This is a genomic window from Pandoraea communis, from assembly GCF_902459745.1.
In the GTDB taxonomy this organism is placed as follows: domain Bacteria; phylum Pseudomonadota; class Gammaproteobacteria; order Burkholderiales; family Burkholderiaceae; genus Pandoraea; species Pandoraea communis.
On sequence record NZ_CABPSJ010000001.1, the window covers coordinates 175,963 to 196,551 of the forward strand.

The 20,589-nt window shown below is 62.4% G+C and carries 17 protein-coding genes; 2 read left to right on the top strand and 15 right to left on the bottom strand.

Annotated features, from left to right (window positions below; translation table 11 throughout):
* The first annotated feature begins 88 nt into the window (after positions 1-88).
* Positions 89-919 carry a class II glutamine amidotransferase gene (locus tag PCO31110_RS00915; RefSeq protein ID WP_010805087.1) on the top strand — a complete coding sequence of 277 codons (831 nt, stop codon included), beginning with the start codon at positions 89-91 and terminating at the stop codon, positions 917-919.
* Between the two features lie 92 nt (positions 920-1,011).
* Here PCO31110_RS00915 and PCO31110_RS00920 read toward each other — a convergent pair whose 3' ends face one another.
* From PCO31110_RS00920 to PCO31110_RS00950, 7 genes are all read right to left on the bottom strand, one after another.
* The gene (locus PCO31110_RS00920; protein ID WP_010805086.1) at positions 1,012-1,737 is read right to left on the bottom strand and encodes an amino acid ABC transporter ATP-binding protein; all 726 of its coding nucleotides are present in this window, start codon (positions 1,735-1,737) and stop codon (positions 1,012-1,014) included.
* Positions 1,734-2,414, bottom strand: a complete 681-nt coding sequence (gene gltK / locus PCO31110_RS00925; RefSeq protein WP_010805085.1) for a glutamate/aspartate ABC transporter permease GltK — start codon at positions 2,412-2,414, stop codon at positions 1,734-1,736. The genes PCO31110_RS00920 and gltK overlap by 4 nt, the downstream gene beginning before the upstream one ends.
* Positions 2,414-3,154: an amino acid ABC transporter permease gene (locus PCO31110_RS00930; protein ID WP_010805084.1), complete on the bottom strand. Its 741-nt coding sequence runs from the start codon at positions 3,152-3,154 to the stop codon at positions 2,414-2,416. The genes gltK and PCO31110_RS00930 overlap by 1 nt, the downstream gene beginning before the upstream one ends.
* Positions 3,155-3,263: 109 nt before the next feature.
* On the bottom strand, positions 3,264-4,172 hold the full coding sequence (locus PCO31110_RS00935) for a glutamate/aspartate ABC transporter substrate-binding protein (protein WP_010805083.1): 909 nt from the start codon (positions 4,170-4,172) through the stop codon (positions 3,264-3,266).
* A 165-nt stretch (positions 4,173-4,337) separates the two neighbouring features.
* Positions 4,338-5,624: a Glu/Leu/Phe/Val family dehydrogenase gene (locus PCO31110_RS00940; RefSeq protein ID WP_010805082.1), complete on the bottom strand. Its 1,287-nt coding sequence runs from the start codon at positions 5,622-5,624 to the stop codon at positions 4,338-4,340.
* Between the two features lie 290 nt (positions 5,625-5,914).
* Positions 5,915-6,871 (bottom strand): LysR family transcriptional regulator, encoded by a 957-nt coding sequence (locus tag PCO31110_RS00945; protein ID WP_150689414.1) that lies wholly within the window; start codon positions 6,869-6,871, stop codon positions 5,915-5,917.
* A 126-nt stretch (positions 6,872-6,997) separates the two neighbouring features.
* The gene (locus tag PCO31110_RS00950; RefSeq protein WP_150689415.1) at positions 6,998-8,902 is read right to left on the bottom strand and encodes an ABCB family ABC transporter ATP-binding protein/permease; all 1,905 of its coding nucleotides are present in this window, start codon (positions 8,900-8,902) and stop codon (positions 6,998-7,000) included.
* Positions 8,903-9,106: 204 nt separating this feature from the next.
* Between PCO31110_RS00950 and PCO31110_RS00955 the strand changes: the two genes are divergently transcribed.
* A complete protein-coding gene (locus PCO31110_RS00955) occupies positions 9,107-9,526 on the top strand; it encodes an acyl-CoA thioesterase (RefSeq protein WP_010805079.1) in 420 nt (139 codons plus the stop codon).
* A gap of 99 nt (positions 9,527-9,625) precedes the next feature.
* Here PCO31110_RS00955 and PCO31110_RS00960 read toward each other — a convergent pair whose 3' ends face one another.
* The 8 genes from PCO31110_RS00960 to aspS form a co-directional block, all read right to left on the bottom strand.
* The gene (locus tag PCO31110_RS00960; protein ID WP_010805078.1) at positions 9,626-10,393 is read right to left on the bottom strand and encodes an enoyl-CoA hydratase; all 768 of its coding nucleotides are present in this window, start codon (positions 10,391-10,393) and stop codon (positions 9,626-9,628) included.
* A 186-nt stretch (positions 10,394-10,579) separates the two neighbouring features.
* A complete protein-coding gene (locus PCO31110_RS00965) occupies positions 10,580-11,779 on the bottom strand; it encodes an acetyl-CoA C-acyltransferase (RefSeq protein WP_150689416.1) in 1,200 nt (399 codons plus the stop codon).
* A gap of 17 nt (positions 11,780-11,796) precedes the next feature.
* Entirely contained in the window at positions 11,797-14,241 is a 2,445-nt protein-coding gene (locus PCO31110_RS00970; RefSeq protein WP_150689417.1) for a 3-hydroxyacyl-CoA dehydrogenase/enoyl-CoA hydratase family protein, read from the bottom strand.
* Between the two features lie 17 nt (positions 14,242-14,258).
* Positions 14,259-16,046 carry an acyl-CoA dehydrogenase C-terminal domain-containing protein gene (locus PCO31110_RS00975; RefSeq protein WP_010805075.1) on the bottom strand — a complete coding sequence of 596 codons (1,788 nt, stop codon included), beginning with the start codon at positions 16,044-16,046 and terminating at the stop codon, positions 14,259-14,261.
* A gap of 48 nt (positions 16,047-16,094) precedes the next feature.
* A complete protein-coding gene (locus PCO31110_RS00980; RefSeq protein ID WP_010805074.1) occupies positions 16,095-16,688 on the bottom strand; it encodes a TetR/AcrR family transcriptional regulator in 594 nt (197 codons plus the stop codon).
* A gap of 223 nt (positions 16,689-16,911) precedes the next feature.
* Complete coding sequence (gene clsB, locus PCO31110_RS00985) at positions 16,912-18,069, bottom strand: cardiolipin synthase ClsB (protein WP_010805073.1); 1,158 nt, start codon at positions 18,067-18,069, stop codon at positions 16,912-16,914.
* Positions 18,070-18,087: 18 nt separating this feature from the next.
* A complete protein-coding gene (nudB, locus tag PCO31110_RS00990) occupies positions 18,088-18,582 on the bottom strand; it encodes a dihydroneopterin triphosphate diphosphatase (RefSeq protein WP_370855798.1) in 495 nt (164 codons plus the stop codon).
* Between the two features lie 186 nt (positions 18,583-18,768).
* Entirely contained in the window at positions 18,769-20,571 is a 1,803-nt protein-coding gene (gene aspS / locus PCO31110_RS00995) for an aspartate--tRNA ligase (RefSeq protein WP_010805071.1), read from the bottom strand.
* Positions 20,572-20,589 lie beyond the last annotated feature (18 nt).

Below are 20,589 nucleotides of genomic sequence, written 5' to 3' on the forward strand. Positions count from 1 at the left end.
GCCGGTGCTATGCTTGTGCAACCCCATATTGTAACGGCAGCGGCGCTCAGACACGACGTGCGCAGCCAACCTTCGATTAGCCTGTCCCATGTGCCAACTGCTCGCAATGAATTGCGCGGAACCGACCGATATCACGTTCTCATTTACCGGTTTCGCAGCGCGTGGGGGGGGTACGGATCACCATGCCGACGGCTGGGGCATCGCGTTTTTCGAAGACAAGGCCTGCCGTCTCTTCATCGATCATCAGGCGGCGGCGAATTCGCCCATCGCCGAACTGGTGAAGAAATACCCGATCAAGTCGAAAAACGTCATCGCGCATATCCGCAAAGCGACGCAAGGCATCGTTGAGCTGGAGAACTGCCATCCGTTCCAGCGCGAACTGTGGGGACGCCACTGGATCTTCGCGCATAACGGCGATCTGCACGACTACGACCCGTTTCTTTCGGGCGTCTATCAACCTGTGGGGACGACCGACAGCGAGCGCGCCTTCTGCGACATCATGCAGGGCTTGCGCAAGCGCTTCCCCGGCTCGCAACCACCGCTCGACGAGCTGTTCCATGCCGTCGAGGACATTACGCGCACGATCACCCGGCACGGCGTATTCAACTTCGTGCTTTCAAACGGCCAGGCACTTATCGCCCACTGCTCGACGCGGCTGCACTTCATCGCCCGCCAATGGCCGTTCGCGAAGGCGCATCTGATCGACGCCGACTGGGAAATCGATTTCGCCAAGTTCACCACGCCGGCCGATCGCGTCGCGGTGATCGCCACCGCGCCGCTCACGGACAACGAAGTCTGGACGACCTTCGAGCCGGGCGAATTGATTCTGTTCGAAAAGGGCGCGCCGTCGCTGCGCGCGGTGGTGCCGATTCCGGAAGCGGTGCGTCTGCGCAACGCGCAAAACACGGCCTGCCAGTAAGGCAGACAGCACCGGGCGAACATCCGTCTGCCCGCGACGCCCATAAAAAAAGCGTGCCCGAAGGCACGCTTTTTTCCAGCGGCTGACCGGAATCAGTGCAGGATCTTGGCCAGGAAGTCCTTGGCGCGGTCAGACTTCGGATTCGCGAAGAACTCGTCCTTCTTGTCGTCTTCGACGATGATGCCCTGATCCATGAAGATCACACGGTTCGCGACCTTCTTGGCGAAGCCCATTTCGTGCGTGACCACCATCATGGTCATGCCTTCCTGAGCGAGTTCGACCATCACGTCGAGCACTTCGTTAATCATTTCCGGGTCGAGTGCCGAGGTCGGCTCGTCGAACAGCATGGCGATCGGGTCCATGCACAGGGCACGGGCGATGGCCACACGCTGTTGCTGACCGCCCGAAAGCTGGCCCGGGAACTTGTGGGCATGCGCCTTCAGACCTACACGCTCAAGCAGCTTCAGGCCCTTGTCGCGAGCGGCGTCCTTGCTGCGGCCGAGCACCTTGATCTGCGCGAGCGTCAGGTTTTCGGTGATCGACAGGTGCGGGAACAGTTCGAAGTGCTGGAACACCATGCCGACGCGCGAGCGCAGCTTGGCCAGATTCGTCTTCGGGTCGGCGACCGACGTGCCGTCGACAATGATCTCGCCTTGCTGGATTGGCTCCAGACCGTTGACGGTCTTGATGAGCGTGGACTTGCCCGACCCCGACGGGCCGCACACCACCACGACTTCACCCTTCTTGACTTCAGTGGAGCAGTCCGTAAGCACCTGGAACTGGCCATACCACTTGGAGACTTTTTTAAGGGTAATCATTTCGCCAACCTCTTTTGAAGACGTTTAACCAACATCGAAACCGAGAAGCAGATCACGAAGTAGACCGTTCCGGCAAACACAATCATCGCAGGCAGCGTGCCGTCACGCTGGCCCACCTGATACGCCATGCCGAAGAAATCGGACAAAGCGATCGCATATACAAGCGACGTATCCTGAAACAGAATAATGCCCTGCGTGAGCAGCAAAGGCACCATGTTGCGGAACGCCTGCGGCAGCACCACGAGACCCATCGCCTGCCAGTACGACATGCCCAGCGCGAAGGCGGCGGACAACTGCCCGCGCGACACGCTCTGGATACCCGCGCGGATAATTTCCGAATAATACGCCGCTTCGAACAGCGAAAAAGCGACGAGCGCGGAGACCATCCGGATGTCCCACGTGGGCGGCACGTCGAGCAACGTCCGCAGCACCTGCGGCACGATCAGGAAGAACCACAGCAGCACCATCAGCAGCGGGATCGAGCGGAACACGTTTACATACAGATCCGCAAACCACTTCAGCGCCGTCACGCCGGACAGGCGCATCATCGCGAGCAGTGTGCCCCAGACGATACCCACGAACACCGCAAGACCCGTGACCTGCAGCGTGGTGATCATGCCCTTGACGAGCAGCGGCATCGCATCGACGGCGCCGCCCCAAGCGAAGATTTCACCCATTATTTGCCCCCGATGTAGCCCGGCAGGCGGGTCTTCGATTCGAGCCAACGCATGAACGTGAGCACGACGATGTTGATAAGCATGTACGCGAGCGTCACCGCGATGAACGACTCGTAGCTATGCGCCGTGTAATCGATGAGCTGTTTGCCCTGACCTGTCAGTTCGAGCAGGTTCACGGTCGAGATCACGGCCGAGTTCTTGAAGATGTTGACGAATTCCGAGGTAATTGGCGGAATCACCACACGGAAGGCCACCGGCAGCAGCACGAAGCGGTACGTCTGCGGCAGCGTGAGCCCCATGGCCAGACCGGCATTTTTCTGGCCCTTGGGCAGCGAATTGATACCTGAGCGCACCTGTTCACATACCCGGGCCGCCGTAAAGAGCCCCAGGCCGATCACCCCGGTGAGCAGCGAGACATTCGCCGGATTGAGCGAGAACAGCCATTGGCGAACGCCTTCGGGCAGGAAGTCGGGCGCTACGTAATACCAGAAGAACAACTGCACGAGCAGCGGGATATTCCGGAATAGCTCCACGTAACCTGCCGCGAAGCCGGAAATCCATTTGTTGGGAATGGTACGCATCACGCCGAGCACGGAGCCCACGATTAGCGCAATGATCCAGCCGCCAAGGCCGACCGCAAGCGTGAGCTTGAAGCCCGAGAGCAACCACCCGAAGTAGGTCGTGCCCTCACCGGTAGCTACCGGCTGGAAGAAAAAACTGAAATCGAGACCGAGAGCCATGATCTCCCCTTTTCTACTTGTCTTGCTTAAAAAGAAGCGGAAGGATTGACTCCTTCCGCTTCGGGCTTACGCACTGACGGTGCTCAGCGTTCCATCAAGCCGGCGAGGCTTACTTGGCACCTTGAACGTCAGCATTGTCGTTCGGCGCTTTCCACAGGGTGGCCATTTCAGCCGACGGCGGGAAGTCCATGTTCACGCCACCCAGTGCCGGAATCGGTTGCTGGAACCACTTGGCGTAGTCCTTTTGCGCCTGGCCCGACTTCTGGTAGTCACCGACAGCCTTGTCCACCAGCTTCTTGAAGGCCGGATCGTCCTTGCGCATCATGCAGCCGTAGGCTTCGTACGATTGCGGCTTGCCGACAATGCTGTAGTCCTTGGCGTCCTTGAACTTGGCACGCTCACCGGCGAGCAGGGCGTCATCCATCATGAATGCGACGGCACGGCCCGAATGCAGCGTGATTGCTGCTTCGCCATGGTCCTTCGCGCTGATGATGTTCATGCCCATGTTTTCTTTCTGATTCATCTCGCGCAGCAGACGCTCGGAGGTCGTACCCGCCGTGGTCACGACGTTCTTGCCCTTGAGGTCGGCGAAGTCCTTGATGCCCGAGCTGTTCTTCGCCAGCAGACGCGTGCCGATGATGAAGAACGTGTTCGAGAACGCAGCCTGCTTCTGACGATCAGCGTTGTTCGTGGTCGAACCGCACTCGATGTCGATCGTGCCATTTTGAACCAGCGGAATGCGGTTCTGCGACGTGATCGGGGTCTGCTTGGCTTCCAGCTTCGGCAACTTCAGTTCTTTCTTGACTTCGGCGACGATCGCCATGGCCACATCGTTGGCATAGCCGACGACGTTGTGGTTGTTGTCATAGAACGAGAACGGGATCGACGACTCGCGGTTCCCCAGCGAGATAATGCCTGTGTCCTTGATTTTTTTGAGGGTACCGCTTTCCTGCGCCTGAGCAGCACCTGCCATCAGGCCCACGCAGCACATCGCCAACGCAATTTTCGAGAGGGTCATTCCTTGGTCTCCTTGGCACAAAACGAATGCATTTTAGCACTGCAATTGCCCATTTTTTTATTCTCGAATGTTCGGAACGGACGTCTTTTTTGACGTAAATCGCCCCGAACATTCTGTTTTCACGCATTAATGCGTATTACTACTTAGCTCGACAGCCCCCTCGTATCAGGGGTACAGGCCGCGCATCTCACGGGCTTGCAGAATACGGGTACACGCGACGATGAATGCGGCGGTACGCAGCGAAACCTTATGTTCCTGCGCCACGTTCCACACCCCATCGAACGCTTCGCGCATGATGCGCTCCAGACGGTGGTTGATCTCTTCCTCGGTCCAGAAGAAGCTCGAGAAGTCCTGCACCCACTCGAAGTACGAGACCGTCACGCCGCCGGCGTTGGCTACGACGTCCGGCACGACAAGAATGTTCTTGCTGCGCAGAATGTCGTCGGCTGCCGTCGTCGTCGGGCCGTTGGCGCCTTCGACCACGACCTTCGCGCGGATCTTGTCGGCGTTTTTCTCGGTAATCTGGTTTTCCAGCGCCGCCGGGATCAGGAATTCACAGTCGAGCGACCAGAATTCGTCGTCCTTGATGGTCTCGGCTGCCGGGAAACCGCCCACGCCGCCGGTCTCGGCCACATGCTTGAGCAGATTCGTCACATCGAGGCCGTCCGACTTGTAGATCGTGCCGGTGTGATCTTGCACGCCGATGACATGGGCGCCAGCTTCGTGGAACAGGCGGGCGGCGATACCGCCCACATTGCCGAAGCCCTGCACGATCACGCGCGCACCGCGCACGTCCATGCCCAGACGGCGGGCCGCTTCGCAGCTCACCACGAACACGCCGCGGCCGGTCGCTTCGCGACGGCCCAGCGAGCCGCCCAGCGAAATCGGCTTGCCGGTCACAACCCCCGTGGCCGTGGAACCCTCGTTCATCGAGTAGGTGTCCATCATCCACGCCATGATCTGCTCATTGGTGTTGACGTCCGGCGCCGGAATGTCCTTCGTCGGCCCGATGATGATGTTGATTTCGCTGGTGTAACGACGCGTCAGGCGCTCAAGTTCGCCGCGCGAGAGCTGGCGCGGATCGACACGGATACCGCCCTTGGCGCCGCCGTACGGCACGTTCACGGCGGCGTTCTTGACCGACATCCAGGCCGACAGGGCCATGACTTCGGAGAGGGTGACGTCCTGGTGAAAGCGCACGCCGCCCTTGCCGGGACCGCGCGAGGTGTTGTGCTGGACACGATAGCCCTCGAAATGGGCGATGGTGCCGTTATCGAGTTCGATCGGGCAATCGACGATCAGGATACGTTTCGGACGCTTGAGGGTTTCGACCCAGCGCGAGAGCGGGCCCAGATAGGGCGTAACGCGATCCACCTGTTGGAGGTAGTTACCCCACGGACCGAGGTGCTCGGCGTCGAGGTAAGAGGGCAAGACATGTGACGTTTGCGACATCGTTGGATTCTCCGGCTTGATCATTCAGTGCCGCACGCACGGCACGAATGGCTGGCACTTTACAAAGAACCGCGAAGAACAATCCAATGCCGAATAAACATGTATCTATGCGTTTTGTGCATAGTTTCGACTTAGTGGCGACTTGATGGCTATTTCGCCGTTATGCCACGCGAAAGCCTGCGAAAACCCTCGAACACCCACGCGCCGGCGAGCCCCGATTTTGGGACGGGTCTCTCCCCGGCAAGGAGGGGAAATGTCCTCTGCGCGGAGAATGCCGCGCCGACGCGGCGTCAGCCTTTGACCTGATCGCGCACGGCCTGCCAGAACGCCTCCACCACATCGCGCTTGGCGCGCTCGCGCCGGTTGCTGGCGTCGGTATAGGCGAGGCGGTCGCGATACAGGCGAATCTCCATATCCAGGTGCCACGGCGCGGCCGCCTTGCCTGGGGGCGCGAGATCGATCAGTTCGTCACGTGCGACCGAATCGATCACCGCGCTTTCCGGAAGAAAGGCCACACCGTGCCCGGCCAGCACCATCGCCTTGAGCGCCTCTGCCATATCCGTCTCATACACCTTGTCCAGATATGGCTGACTCGATGCATCCCCGGCAAGCAGATCGGCCATTCGTCCGAGGTAGGCATTCGACGTGTAGGCCAGATAAGGCACCGGAGCGTCCGGTGTGCCGGGCAGCCTGAACCGTGCGCGCTTTTGCGCCGTCGGCGCACTGTAGGGGCTGAAGCGTTCGCTGCCGAGCACGATCATCTCGTAGCGTGCCGCGTCGAGTTGCAGCGGCTGGCTCGGGTGGTAGTAGCACATGAGCAGATCGCAGCCGCCGTCGGTGAGCGACATGGCGGCGTCGTGCACATTGAGCGCGCGCAGACGGCTGCGCAGCAGGCCCATGCGCTTTTCCAGCGCCTTGAGCCAGCGCGGGAAGAACGTCATCGACAGCGTATGCGGCACGGCGAAATCGAGCACCGAATGATCGGCCGAGCGCTGTTCGCGCAGCAGGGCGCGGGCTTCCTGTGCCTGAGAGAGCAGCGCAAGCGCCTGCTCGTAGAACACCTCGCCGGCCGGAGTGAGCCGCGTCGGGTAGCTGGAACGGTCGATGAGTTCGCTGCCGAGCCACGCCTCGAGCGACTGAATGCGGCGCGAGAACGCCGGCTGCGTCACATGGCGCAACTCGGCCGAACGGCTGAAACTGTTCGTCTTGGCGAGCGACACGAAGTCCTCGAGCCATTTGATTTCCATGCGGTGCTCCCGCGTCGGCAATGTCAGCGCGCTAGTCTACTCAATCGCCCGCCCGGATGACAGGCCTGCGCCCATCATCACGCGTCATGCCATCGTCCCGCTCGCCCTCGCTTGCCCCGCCAGGGTTCAGGACACCACCGTCGCGAAGTGCGACGCCTCGGCATCCCCTTCCCCGCCGCGACGTTGCTGCTGCAACGCCCACATCTGCGCGTAGAGCCCTTCGGCACGCAGCAACTCGTCGTGCGTACCGCGCTCGACGATGCGCCCCTTGTCGAGCACGATGATCTGCGCCGCATGCACGACCGTCGAGAGCCGGTGCGCGACGACGAGCGTTGTGCGCTCGCGGGCGATGTTGCGCAACTCCGACTGAATCGCCTGCTCCGAGCGCGAATCCAGCGCCGAGGTCGCTTCGTCGAAAATCAGGATGTGCGGGTTCTTGAGGATGGTGCGGGCAATCGCCACACGTTGCTTCTCGCCCCCGGAGAGCTTGAGGCCGCGCTCACCGACCATCGACTCGTAACCGGCCGGCAGGCTCTCGATAAAGTCGTGGATGTGCGCCGCACGGGCCGCCGCGATAACCTGTTCGCGCGATGCCGACGGATTGCCGTAGGCGATGTTGTAGTAGATGGTGTCGTTGAACAACACCGTATCCTGCGGCACGATACCAATGGCCGCGCGCAACGAATCCTGCGTCACGTCGCGAATATCCTGGGCGTCGATAGTGATGCGTCCCGCCGGCACGCCGGGGAAGCCAACGTCATAGAAGCGGAACAACAGCCGGGAGAGCGTCGATTTGCCCGAGCCACTGTGTCCGACAACCGCCGTGGTCGTCCCTGCCGCCACCGTGAAATCGACGTCGTGCAGAATCTGACGCGACGGTTCATAGCCGAAATTCACGTGCTCGAAACGCACCGTGCTGCCACGGCAGACGAGCGGCTGTGCCCCCGGCGGATCGGCCACTTCACGATTGACATCGAGCAGCGTAAACATGCGATCCATGTCCGTCATCGCCTGCTTGAGTTCGCGATAGATGACGCCGAGAAAGTTCAGCGGAATGTAGAGCTGCAACATGAACGTGTTGACGAGCACCAGATCGCCAAGCGTCATGCGTCCGCTCATCACACCCTGCGTGGCGTGCCAGAGAATCAGGATAAGCCCGCCCGCGATGATGACCTGCTGCCCGAAATTCAACACCGACAGCGAGTTCTGCGATCGAATCGCCGCGGCACGATAGCGCTTGAGGTTCTCGTCGTAACGCTGCGTCTCGAACGCTTCGTTACCGAAATACTTCACCGTCTCGTAGTTGATCAGCGAATCGATGGCACGGGCATTGGCCTTCGAGTCGAGTTCGTTCATCGTGCGGCGAAAGTGCGTGCGCCACTCCGTGACCTTCACCGTGAACACGATGTAGAACGCGAGCGCGATGAGCGTGACGATGGCGTAGAAGGCGTCGTAGCGCACCACGAAGAAGCCCAGCACGAGCGCCACTTCGATGAGCGTCGGCAGAATGCTGTAGAGCGAATACGAGATCATCGACTGGATGCCTCGCGTGCCGCGCTCGATATCGCGGCTCATGCCGCCCGTCTGACGCTCCAGGTGAAAGCGCAGCGACAGCGCATGCAGGTGCCGGAACACCTTGAGCGCGATTTGCCGCACCGCGCTCTCGGTCACCTTCGAGAACAGCATTTCCCGCAACTCGGTGAAGAGCGACGTAGACAGACGCACGATCCCGTACGCGATGACCAGCAGCCCAAGGCTGCCCACGACGATCAGACTCGCGTCGCCCGTCGCGCGGGCCGTGGCCGAGAGCGCCGTCACCGGGCCGAGCGCGTCGACGATGTGCTTCATGATGATGGGCACACCGAGGTTCGCCACCTTGGCCAGAACGAGGCACGACAGGGCCAGCGTAACGCGCCCACGGAATTCGAGCAGATAGGGAAACAGCGACTTGATGACTTGCCAGTCGCCGCGAGAAGGCTTGGGAGCGCCGGAGGCCGCCGGCGCAGGCTCGGCCGGAGTGAAACGTCTCATGATGGGGTTGGGGCGGCGTCCGGCTCGCGAGAGGGCTTTCCGCTAAAATCGTCAATGGCGTATTTTCGCAGAACCCGGCGTCTCATGCTGAGCCGACGCCGGGCGGCCCTCCCGCCAGTCAAGGGCCACGGAATGACCGGTGGCGCCTGCCAATGCCCGTCGTCCCCGCGGTTTCCGGCTTTTCCGGCTCAAGCAAGGAATCTCATGAGCACCCCAACCCCTGCCCTCACGGCCCTGCCTGAAGAAAAAGAACTGGCGCTACGCGTGCTGCCGATGCCCGCCGACGCCAATGCCCATGGCGACGTGTTCGGCGGCTGGATCATGTCGCAGGTCGACATTGCCGGCTCGATCCCCGCCGCGCAGCGTGCCAACGGCCGCGTGGCGACCATCGCCGTCAACTCGTTCCTGTTCAAGGAGCCGGTGTTCGTCGGAGATCTGCTGAGCTTCTACGCCACGATCGTGAAGACAGGCCACACGTCGATTACCGTCTACGTCGAGGCGTATGCGCAGCGTATGCGCCTGTCGCACGAGATCGTCAAAGTCACCGAAGCGATGGTGACCTACGTGGCGACTGACGAAAACCGCCGCCCGCGGCCGTTGCCCGAACTCGAAACGCTGATCTGAGCGACCCTCGAACGACAAACGCCGCCGCCTCGCGAACCGGGGCATGCGGCGTTCGTGTTTCTGCCCGCCCGCCGGGACGTCCGGCGACGGTGGTCTGTATTACGAGAACTGGCCGAAATCCGGCTTACGTTTCTCGAAAAATGCGGTGAAGGCTTCGCGCGCTTCGGGCGACACCAGCCGCTTGCCGAACTCCAGCGCTTCGTCGCGAATACGCTCCTGCACGTCGTGTGCGCTGTCGCCCTTCATCAACTGCTTGGTCGCGCGCAGCGATCCCGCAGGCATGGCAGCCAGTTGCGCTGCGCGCTTCGCGGCGTACTCCGCCAGTTCGGCCGCCGGCACGATGCGATTGACGAACCCCATCGCCACCGCCTCGTTCACGTCGAACGGCTCACCGAAGAGCAACTTCTCGGCCGCACGCTGGTAACCCGCCACGCGCGGCAGCAGCCAGCTCGACGCCGCCTCCGGGCACAGTGCCAGTTGCGCGAATGGCAGCGAGAAGCGCGCCGTATCGGCCGCATACACCACGTCGCAGTGCAGCAGCAGTGTCGTGCCGACGCCGACCGCGTTGCCCGACACGGCCGCGACGATCGGCTTGGTCGCCTGACTGATCGCGCGCAGGAACTGGAACACCGGTGCATCGTCGTCCTTCGGCGGATGCTTCAGGAAATCCTCGAGATCGTTGCCCGCCGAAAAGGCCTCCGGCTGCCCCTGAATCAGGATCACGCGCAGCGAGGGGTCGGCCTCCGCTTCGGCAATACCCTCGGCGATGGCCTGATACATCTCGGCGGTAATCGCGTTCTTCTTGTGTACGCGGTTGAAAGTCAGCACCTGCACGGCGCCCTGACGCTGCACCAATACGTCTTCCATCTCTTGTGTCTCCTCGGGTTTTCCGCGAATCCGGGGGCACCGGATCATCGCCCGCTGTAGATGACAACGCCGGGGGCGGCCCCGCATTCGCGAACCCGCACCCCGGCGCCCTGCACCGTCGCCGGCCAATCTACCGGACGTCTGTCGACGTCCGGCCGACGGCCGGCGCCGTCTGCGCTTACCTATTTACATACGCTCCAGAATCCCCGCAGCGCCCATGCCGGTACCCACGCACATCGTCACCATGCCGTACTTCAGGTTGTGACGGCGCAGCGCGTGCACCACGGTTGCCGCACGAATCGCACCGGTCGCGCCCAGCGGGTGACCCAGCGCAATCGCGCCACCCATCGGGTTGACCTTGCTGGTATCGAGATCCAGATCCTTGATGACGGCCAGAGCTTGCGCCGCGAACGCCTCGTTCAGTTCGATCCAGTCCATCTGGTCTTGCGTGAGCCCTGCGGCACGCAGCGCGGCCGGGATGGCTTCCTTCGGACCGATGCCCATGATCTCCGGCGGCACACCGCGCACGGCGAACGAGACAAAACGGGCGAGCGGCGTGAGGTTGAACTGCTTGAGAATCTTCTCGCTCACGACGAGCAGCGCACCGGCACCGTCCGACGTCTGCGAGCTATTGCCGGCCGTGACCGAGCCCTTGTTCGCGAACACCGGACGCAGCTTGCCCAGCCCTTCGATCGACGTATCCGGACGCGGACCTTCATCGAGCGAGAGCGTGCGCGTCTTGATGGACAATTCGCCCGTTGCCAGGTTCGGGAATCGTTCGACGATCTCGATCGGTGTGATCTCGTTGGTGAACTCACCGGCCTGTTGCGCCTTGATCGCCTTCTGATGCGAGGCCAGCGCGAAGGCGTCCTGCGCATCGCGCGTCACACCCCACTGCTGCGCTACCTTCTCGGCCGTCAGCCCCATGCCGTAGGCAATGCCCACGTTCTCGTCGCGCTCGAAGATCGACGGCGAAAGCGACGGCGTGTTGCCCATCATCGGCACCATGCTCATGCTTTCCACGCCGCCGGCGAACATCGCGTCGGCTTCGCCCACACGGATGCGGTCGGCGGCCATGGCGAGCGCTGTCAGGCCCGAGGCGCAGAAGCGGTTGACGGTCACGCCGCCCACCGTGTTCGGCAGGCCCGAGAGCAGCGCGCCGATGCGTGCCACGTTCAGACCTTGCTGGGCTTCGGGAATGGCGCAGCCGATGATCGCGTCTTCGATCACCTTCGGATCGAGATCCGGCACCTGCGCGAGCGTGCTCTTGAGGATGGTCGCGAGCAGATCGTCGGGACGGGTGTTCTTGTAGCTGCCCTTGGGTGCCTTGCCGATCGGCGCACGCGTGGCGGCAACGATGTAGGCGTCTTGCAGTTGTTTGCTCATGTCAGTCTCCGATCGGCTTAGTTGCGCACCGGCTTGCCGGATTGCAGCATGCCCATGATGCGTTCCTGGGTCTTCGACGTGCCCAGCAGTTCGATGAAGGCGCGACGCTCGAGCGTCAACAGCCATTCTTCGTTCACGAGGCTGCCGGCTTCCACGTCGCCGCCGCACACGGCTTCGGCAATGCGCGAGGCGATCAGGAAGTCGTGTGCCGAAATGAAGTTGCCGTCACGCATGTTCACGAGTTGCGCCTTGATCGTCGAGACACCCGAGCGGCCTGCCACCGGGATGCCGGCCGGCTTGAGCGGCGGACGATACCCGGCCACCGCCAGCGCGCGCGCCTCATTGCGGGCGACCGACAGCAGTTCGTGCACGTTGTAGACGATGGTGTCCGTCGGCTTCAGGTAGCCCATGTCGCGGGCATCGAGCGCCGAGCCCGAGACCTTCGCCATGGCCGCGTTGGTGAACGATTTCGTCACGAACTGGAGATACTGCACGCTGCTCGCGGCGTTCGCGGCGTCGGCCGCGCGAATCGCGGCTTCCTTCAGGCCGCCGCCGGCCGGCACGAGGCCCACGCCGACTTCCACGAGACCGATGTAGCTCTCGAGTGCCGCCACGCGCTTGGCGCTATGCAGCAGCAGTTCGCATCCGCCGCCCAGCGCAATGCCGGAGACCGCCGAGACGACCGGCACCTGCGCATATTTCACGCGCATCATGCCGTCCTGGAATTTCTTGATGAAGGGTTCGATCCCCTTCGCACCGCCCATCATGAAGGCCGGCATGGCGGCCGCCAGATCGGCACCGGCCGAGAACGGACCGCCCGGCGCGCCGAGTTGCAGCGACGTCGGCTGCCACACGACCACGGCGCGATATTGCTGCTCGGCCAGATCGATGGCGCGGATCAGGCCGTCAATGACGTCCGGCCCGATGGTATTCATCTTCGACTTGAACGAGACGATGAGCACGTCGTCCTGACCAGGGGTCTCGTCGACCCACAGGCGCACGGCGTCGTTCTCTTCGATGGTCTTGCCGAACTTGCGCGGGTCGGCGCTGGCGTCGCCCACGAGCGATGCCGGAAACACCTGACGCCGATACACCGGCAGCGTGCTGCGCGGCACGAAGGCGTCCTTGGCCGGCGCATACGAGCCGTCAGCGGTGTGCACACCGCCCGCCTCGGCGACCTTGCCGCTCGTCACCCACTTGGGCAGCGGTGCACTCGACAGCGCGCGGCCTGCGTCGATGTCTTCCTGCACCCACTGCGCGATATCCTTCCACCCTGCGGCCTGCCAGTCCTCGAACGGACCGGTGCTCCAGCCGAAGCCCCAACGAATCGCGAAGTCCACTTCACGTGCGTTGTCGGCAATCTGCTCAAGATACACGCCGATGTAGTGGAACACGTCGCGGAACACGGCCCACAGGAACTGGGCTTGCGGGTTGGTCGACTCGCGCAGCAGACGCAGACGCTCGGCCGGGGCCTTCTTCAGAATGCGCACGACCATCTCGTCGGCCTTCTTGCCCGACTCGACGTACTCACCCGATTGCGGGTCGAGCACCTTGATGACCTTGCCTTCCTTCTTGTAGAAACCGGCGCCCGTCTTCTGACCCAGTGCCCCCTTCTCCACGAGTGCCCTGAGCACGGGCGGCGTGGCGTACGTCGGGGCGAACGGGTCGTCCTTCAGGCCGTCCTGCATCGTCTTGATGACGTGCGCCATCGTGTCCAGACCGACCACATCGGCCGTGCGGAACGTGGCCGACTTGGCGCGGCCGAGCTTGCTGCCGGTCAGGTCGTCGACGACGTCGAACGGAATGCCATACTTCTGCGCTTCGGCGAACACCGCCAGAATCGAGAACACCCCCACGCGGTTGGCGATGAAGTTCGGCGTGTCCTTCGCGCGCACCACGCCCTTGCCGAGCGTGGACGTGAGGAACGTTTCGAGTTGATCGAGAATTACCGGCTCGGTGGTCGCGGTCGGAATCAACTCGACCAGATGCATATAGCGCGGCGGGTTGAAAAAGTGCACGCCGCAGAAGCGCGACTTCAGGTCGGCGTCGAAGCCCTCGGAGAGTTCGGTGATCGACAGGCCCGACGTGTTCGACGCGAAGATCGCATGCTTGGCCAGATGCGGCGAGACCTTCTTGTACAGGTCGTGCTTCCAGTCCATGCGCTCGGCGATCGCTTCGATCACGACGTCGCAGCCGGCGAGCTTCTCGAGGTCGTCCTCGTAGTTCGCCGTTTCGATGTATTGCGCGTCGGCCTTGTCGGCAAACGGCGCGGGGCTCAGCTTCTTCAGACCGTCGATGGCGCGCGTGACAATGCCGTTCTTCGGGCCTTCCTTGGCCGGCAGATCGAACAGGACAACGGGCACTTTCGCGTTGACGAGGTGCGCGGCGATCTGCGCGCCCATCACGCCGGCGCCGAGCACGGCGACCTTGCGTACGATCAGGGGTTTGTTGGTTTGACTCACGGTAATCTCCTCCGCTCTCAGAACAGGTCGACGTCGACTTCCATTTGCGTCTTCGCGCCAGCGCGAGCTACGCGGATGTGATACGCGGTCTCCGGCAGCAGCTTGGCGAAGTAGAACCGCGCGGTGGCGAGCTTCGACTCGTAGAACTTGTCGCCGCTGCCTTGCTTGTCGAGCGCGATACGTGCCATGCGCGCCCAGAAGTAGGCGAACACGAGATGACCGACCACGCGTTGATACGGCACGGCTGCCGCACCGACTTCGTCCGGGTTGGCCATCGCCTTCATGCCGATTTCCATCGTCAGCTTCTGGACCTTGTCGCCGATGTCCGCGAGCGGGTTGACGAACTCCTGCATCTCTTCCTTCACGCCTTCGGCTTCCACGAAGTCCTGCACGAGCTTGCCGAACTTCTTGAGCTTCGCGCCCATGTCGCCAAGCACCTTGCGGCCCAGCAAATCGAGCGCCTGAATCGAGTTGGTGCCTTCGTAGATCATGTTGATACGCGCGTCGCGCACGTACTGTTCCATGCCCCACTCGGCGATATAGCCGTGGCCGCCGTAGATCTGCAACGCATGGTTCGTGCACTCGAACGCGTTGTCGGTCAGGAACGCCTTGATGATGGGCGTGAGCAGCGCGACCAGATCGGCGGCCTCGCGACGCTCGGCTTCGTCGCCGTGCGACAGTTCCTTGTCGATGTGCAGCGCGGTCCAGTACGAGAACGCGCGGCCACCTTCCACATAGGCCTTCTGCGTGAGGAGCATGCGGCGCACGTCCGGATGCACGATGATCGGATCGGCCGGCTTGTCCGGTGCCTTCGGGCCGGTGAGCGAGCGCATCTGGATGCGTTCCTTCGCATACGCCAGCGAGTTCTGATAAGCGACTTCCGTCAGCCCCAGACCCTGCATGCCAACGCCCTGACGCGCAGCGTTCATCATCACGAACATGGCGTTCAGGCCCTTGTTCGGCTCGCCGACGAGCCAGCCACGGGCGCCATCGAGGTTCATCACGCAGGTGGCGTTGCCGTGAATGCCCATCTTGTGCTCGATGGAGCCGCACTTGATACCGTTGCGCTCGCCCGGTGCGCCATTCGCGTCGGGGATGAACTTCGGCACGACGAACAGCGAAATGCCCTTCGTTCCCGGCGGCGCATCCGGCAGACGTGCCAGCACAAGGTGAATGATGTTGGCGGCCATGTCATGCTCGCCGGCAGAGATGAAGATCTTCGTGCCGGAAATGGCATACGAGCCGTCGCCGTTGGGCTCGGCCTTCGTGCGCAGCATGCCCAGATCGGTGCCGCAGTGCGGCTCGGTCAGGCACATCGTGCCGGTCCACTCACCGGAGACGATCTTGGGCAGATAGGTGGCTTGCTGTTCGGGAGTGCCATGGGCGTGCAGGCACTCGTAGGCGCCATGCGACAGGCCGGGATACATCGTCCACGCCTGGTTGGCCGAGTTGAGCATTTCATACAGGGCATTGTTGATGACCTGCGGCAGGCCTTGCCCGCCAAACTCGGGATCGCACGCCAGTGCCGGCCAGCCGGCATCGATGTATTGGCGATAGGCCTGCTTGAAACCGGTGGGCGTGGTGACGACACCGTCGCCCGCGTACTTGCAGCCCTCGCGATCGCCCACTTGATTCAGCGGGAAGACCACTTCGCTACAGAACTTGCCGGCTTCTTCCAGCACCTGATTGATGGTGTCGGCATCGATGTCCGCGTGCTTCGGCAATGCCTTCAATTCGTTTTCCACGCCCAGCAGTTCGTGCATGACGAATTGCATGTCGCGCAGGGGCGCGTTGTACTGTCCCATGACCTACTCCTCCGAACAAATCGAATTGAATCGCGGACGGCTCGCGCCTCACCCGCGCTGATATGACGAAATCAGTTTTTCCAGTGCCACCCGGGTCATGTCGACGGCGCCGGGCTCCCGAAGGAAACGCGCGTCGTGATGCAGGCCGAGTGTCAGGCTGTACATTTCAAAAAGCATCAGGCGCGGATCGGTGTCCGCACGCAGATGTCCCTCCTCCTTCGCTTGCGTGATAGCGCGCAGCAGGGCAGATCGCCACAACCGCACGCTCTTCACCAAGGCTTCTCGCACCGGGCTGGCCGCGCGATCGTCGTACTCGACGGCACCGCTGATATAAATGCAGCCCGTCGTCACTTCCCGAATGCGCTTGTCTATCCAGCGATCCATGAGCACTCTGAGTCGCGGCAGGCCGCGCGGCGCTTCCATGCTGGGAGCGAACACCTCTTCCTCGAAGCGCCTGTGGTATTCCATCAGCACTTCGATCTGCAAGTCTTCGCGTGAACCGAAGTGCGCGAAGACGCCGCTCTTGCTCATTTGCATACGATCGGCCAGCAAGCCGATCGTCAGTCCCTCGAGTCCGTCCCGCCCCGCCAGCTCCAGCGCGGCATTCAGGATTGCGGCACGTGTCTGTTCACCCTTTCGCATGTGTATGGCATCGCTATCGTTATCCGTTCCCCGATGCTAACCAAAAAATCGAACGGCCGTCCTATTATTGGGGGACGCTCATGGGCGAACAAGGAATTTATTAGATCGGAATACCTAATCGGTTTCGTTGCCGGGAGGGGCTTCGGCCTTGACTGCACAAGGGCCGGCAGGCATGGCAGGCAGGCGGAAAGCCGCCGGCTGCGGGTTGGTCGTCAGTCGTGGGTCAGTCGTACCTGCCGCGCGTGAGAACCTTCATCACGAGACGGTAGAGGCGGTAGGCCGCCCATTGGCGCAAGCGCCGCCAGCGGGAGCGGCCGCCATAGCGGTGGGGGTCGATGAGACGCGCCTCGGCGAAGGCCTGGCGGATATGGTCGCGCAGCTCGATGACCACCGGGTCGTCGAGCACGACCACATTGGCTTCGTGATTCACGAACAGGGACAAGGCGTCCAGATTCGACGAGCCGACCGTTGCCCAGACATCGTCGACCACGGCCACCTTGCCATGCAGTTGGCGCATGTCGTACTCGCCGATGCGAACGCCGGCGTCGAGCAACTTGGCGTAAAGCCATGGCACCGCCGTGTCGAGCAGACGGAACTCCTTGCGACCAATCAGCAGATGCACCGCCACACCTCGCCTGGCCGCCTGTGTCAGTGCGCGCCGCAGCCGCCGGCCGGGCACGAAGTAGGGATTCGCAAGCCAGACTTCATGACGAGCGTGCCCCAGTGCCATCAGATAGGCCCTTTCGACCGCGCGGCGATTGTGCAGATTGTCACGCGCTACGAAGGCGGCCTGACCGGCATACGGCGCATGCAGTCGTCCGCGTTGCCCGCGGCGCCGGTGACGAAACGGCGTGCCCAGATACCCTGGGGCGAGACGCTGCCACTGAATATGAAATGCAATGGCGATCTCGGCAACGATGGGTCCCCGGCATTGCACGGCGAAGTCCCAACGCGGATCGCTCATGCGTGTGCCGCCCCCGCCGTTGAAGTCGTCGATGATGTTGATGCCACCGACGAAAGCCACCTCGTGATCGATGATGGCGAGTTTGCGGTGCGTACGCGAGAAACCGAACTTGCCGAACAGACGCGGATTGTAGATGCGATGCGCCATCCCGCTCTCACGCCAGTCGGCGAATAATGCCAGGCGCTGGCTGGTACCGAGGCCATCGGTGATAACGCGCACCTCGACCCCACGTTGTGCCGCCCGTTGCAGTGCAGCCGAGACGTTCGCCCCGGCCTCGTCCGCCTCGAAGATGTAAGTCTCGAGGGCGACTTCGCGAGTGGCGCCGTCGATCGCCGCGACAAGCGCCGTGAAGTAGTTCTGGCCGAGGTAGAGCAGCGTCAGATCATTGTTGTGAGAGAACGGAAGATACTTGCTCATCGGTGCGCGACGCTGCGGCTAGCGCACGCGCAACGGCAACTGCCGGATGGCATCGCCGTTCGAGGGTGAAAAACAGCGTGCGGCAGCCTCTTCCCATGGCAACCAGGCGTAGGCGACGTGCTCGCGCGGCGCGAGCGTCACGGCCGTGTTCTCCGGCACGCACAAACCGAACCAGTGCTCGGTGTTGCGCGTGACACCCGGCGCGTAGCGATGCGCCCAGCGCGGATAGATGTTGTACTGAATCTCGTGCTGCCAGTCGGTCAGGGCAGTCGTGGGTACTGTCGTCCCGTCTGCCACGCGGATGCCGGTCTCTTCGAACACCTCGCGCGCAGCCGTCTCGACCAGCGGCTCATCAAGCCGATCCTTGCTGCCGGTGACGGACTGCCAGAAATTTTCGGCGTCGGCACGCTCGATGAGCAGGACGTCGAGCGCCGGCGTATAAATCACGACAAGCACGGATTCGGGAATCTTGAAGGGCTTCATGCAGGCGGCGGTAGCGTGAAATCGACTCATGAACGACGGAAAACCAGCGACGGAAGACCGGCTTGAGCGCCTCATTGTAATGGGCAATGGCACTGTCTCGCTGCTGCAATGCCGCGTATTAGTCCGAAATAGGCCGCTGCACGGCGTAAGACAAAAACCCCCTCGCCTTTCGGTCGAGGGGGTTCGAGTTCAGCACACCGGCGTTTGCCGGTGCCGTCAGGCCTTCGGCGCTTCCGGCTGACGCAGACGGATGTGCAGTTCGCGCAGTTGACGCTCGTCGACCGGCGACGGCGCCTGCGTGAGCAGATCCTGTGCACGCTGCGTCTTCGGGAACGCGATCACGTCCCGGATCGAATCGGCGCCCGCCATCATCGTGATGATGCGGTCGAGGCCGAAGGCGATACCGCCGTGCGGGGGCGCGCCGTACTGGAGCGCGTCGAGCAGGAAGCCGAACTTCGCACGGGCCTCTTCCTCACCCAGCTTGAGCGCGCGGAACACTTTGCTCTGCACGTCTTCCTGGAAGATACGGACCGAACCGCCACCGATTTCCCAGCCGTTCAGCACCATGTCGTAGGCCTTCGCCAGGCACTTGCCCGGATCGGTCTCGAGATAGTCGATGTGCTCGTCCTTCGGGCTCGTGAACGGGTGATGGCAAGCGACCCAGCGGGCATCTTCTTCGTCGTACTCGAACATCGGGAAGTCGACGACCCACAGCGGACGCCAGCCGGCTTCGAACAGGCCGTGACTCTTGCCGAATTCCGAGTGACCGATCTTCAGACGCAGCGCGCCGATGCCGTCGTTGACAACCTTTTCCTTGTCGGCACCGAAGAAGATGATGTCGCCGTCTTGCGCGCCGGTGCGCTCGAGAATCGAGGCGAGCGCGGCGTCGTGCAGGTTCTTCACGATCGGGCTTTGCAGACCGTCGCGGCCCTTGGCCACTTCGTTGACCTTGATCCACGCCAGACCCTTCGCGCCGTAGATCTTCACGAACTCGGTGTAAGCGTCGATTTCGCTACGCGAGATCTCCGCACCGCCCGGCACGCGCAGCGCGACCACACGGCCGCCTTCGGTCGTGGCCGGCACCGAGAAGACCTTGAAGTCCACATCGGCCATCACGTCGGTCAGTTCGGTGAACTCGAGCTTCACGCGCAGATCGGGCTTGTCGGAGCCGAAGCGACGCATCGCTTCCGAGTACTCCATGACCGGCACCTTGGCGTCCAGATCCACGTTGATCGCTTCCTTGAACACGTGGCGGATCATGTTCTCGAACAGATCGCGGATTTCCTGCTCCGAGAGGAACGAGGTTTCGCAGTCGATCTGCGTGAATTCCGGCTGACGGTCGGCGCGCAGGTCTTCGTCGCGGAAGCACTTGGTAATCTGGTAGTAGCGGTCGAAGCCGGCCACCATCAGCAACTGCTTGAAGAGCTGCGGCGACTGCGGCAGCGCGAAGAACATGCCGGCGTTCACACGCGACGGCACCAGATAGTCGCGCGCGCCTTCCGGCGTGCTCTTCGTGAGCATCGGGGTTTCGATGTCGATGAAGCCTTGCGCGTCCAGATACTTGCGCACTTCCATCGCCACCTTGTAGCGCAGGCGCAGGTTGTATTGCATCTGCGGACGACGCAGGTCCAGCACACGATGCGTGAGGCGCGTGGTTTCCGACAGGTTTTCGTCGTCGAGCTGGAACGGGGGCGTCACCGACGGGTTGAGCACTTCCAGCGCGTGGCACAGCACTTCAATCTTGCCGCTCGTCAGGTTGGCGTTCTCGGTGCCGGCCGGACGGCTGCGCACCAGGCCCGTGATCTGCACGCAGAACTCATTGCGCAGGCCTTCAGCGGCCTTGAACATCTCCGCGCGGTCCGGATCGCACACGACCTGCACCAGACCCTCGCGATCACGCAGGTCGATGAAGATGACCCCGCCGTGATCACGGCGGCGATTGACCCAGCCACAAAGCTTGACCGTTTGGCCCAGTTGTTGCTCGGTCACCAGACCGCAGTAGGAGGTACGCATGGACATTTTGCTGTTCCGATTTTC

What these genes read in the sequence shown, in the direction of transcription:
- PCO31110_RS00915 (WP_010805087.1), top strand. Translation starts at nt 89, where the DNA reads ATGTGCCAACTGCTCGCAATGAATTGCGCGGAACCGACCGATATCACG.
- PCO31110_RS00920 (WP_010805086.1), bottom strand. Translation starts at nt 1,737, where the DNA reads ATGATTACCCTTAAAAAAGTCTCCAAGTGGTATGGCCAGTTCCAGGTG.
- gltK (WP_010805085.1), bottom strand. Translation starts at nt 2,414, where the DNA reads ATGGGTGAAATCTTCGCTTGGGGCGGCGCCGTCGATGCGATGCCGCTG.
- PCO31110_RS00930 (WP_010805084.1), bottom strand. Translation starts at nt 3,154, where the DNA reads ATGGCTCTCGGTCTCGATTTCAGTTTTTTCTTCCAGCCGGTAGCTACC.
- PCO31110_RS00935 (WP_010805083.1), bottom strand. Translation starts at nt 4,172, where the DNA reads ATGACCCTCTCGAAAATTGCGTTGGCGATGTGCTGCGTGGGCCTGATG.
- PCO31110_RS00940 (WP_010805082.1), bottom strand. Translation starts at nt 5,624, where the DNA reads ATGTCGCAAACGTCACATGTCTTGCCCTCTTACCTCGACGCCGAGCAC.
- PCO31110_RS00945 (WP_150689414.1), bottom strand. Translation starts at nt 6,871, where the DNA reads ATGGAAATCAAATGGCTCGAGGACTTCGTGTCGCTCGCCAAGACGAAC.
- PCO31110_RS00950 (WP_150689415.1), bottom strand. Translation starts at nt 8,902, where the DNA reads ATGAGACGTTTCACTCCGGCCGAGCCTGCGCCGGCGGCCTCCGGCGCT.
- PCO31110_RS00955 (WP_010805079.1), top strand. Translation starts at nt 9,107, where the DNA reads ATGAGCACCCCAACCCCTGCCCTCACGGCCCTGCCTGAAGAAAAAGAA.
- PCO31110_RS00960 (WP_010805078.1), bottom strand. Translation starts at nt 10,393, where the DNA reads ATGGAAGACGTATTGGTGCAGCGTCAGGGCGCCGTGCAGGTGCTGACT.
- PCO31110_RS00965 (WP_150689416.1), bottom strand. Translation starts at nt 11,779, where the DNA reads ATGAGCAAACAACTGCAAGACGCCTACATCGTTGCCGCCACGCGTGCG.
- PCO31110_RS00975 (WP_010805075.1), bottom strand. Translation starts at nt 16,046, where the DNA reads ATGGGACAGTACAACGCGCCCCTGCGCGACATGCAATTCGTCATGCAC.
- PCO31110_RS00980 (WP_010805074.1), bottom strand. Translation starts at nt 16,688, where the DNA reads ATGCGAAAGGGTGAACAGACACGTGCCGCAATCCTGAATGCCGCGCTG.
- clsB (WP_010805073.1), bottom strand. Translation starts at nt 18,069, where the DNA reads ATGAGCAAGTATCTTCCGTTCTCTCACAACAATGATCTGACGCTGCTC.
- nudB (WP_370855798.1), bottom strand. Translation starts at nt 18,582, where the DNA reads ATGAGTCGATTTCACGCTACCGCCGCCTGCATGAAGCCCTTCAAGATT.
- aspS (WP_010805071.1), bottom strand. Translation starts at nt 20,571, where the DNA reads ATGTCCATGCGTACCTCCTACTGCGGTCTGGTGACCGAGCAACAACTG.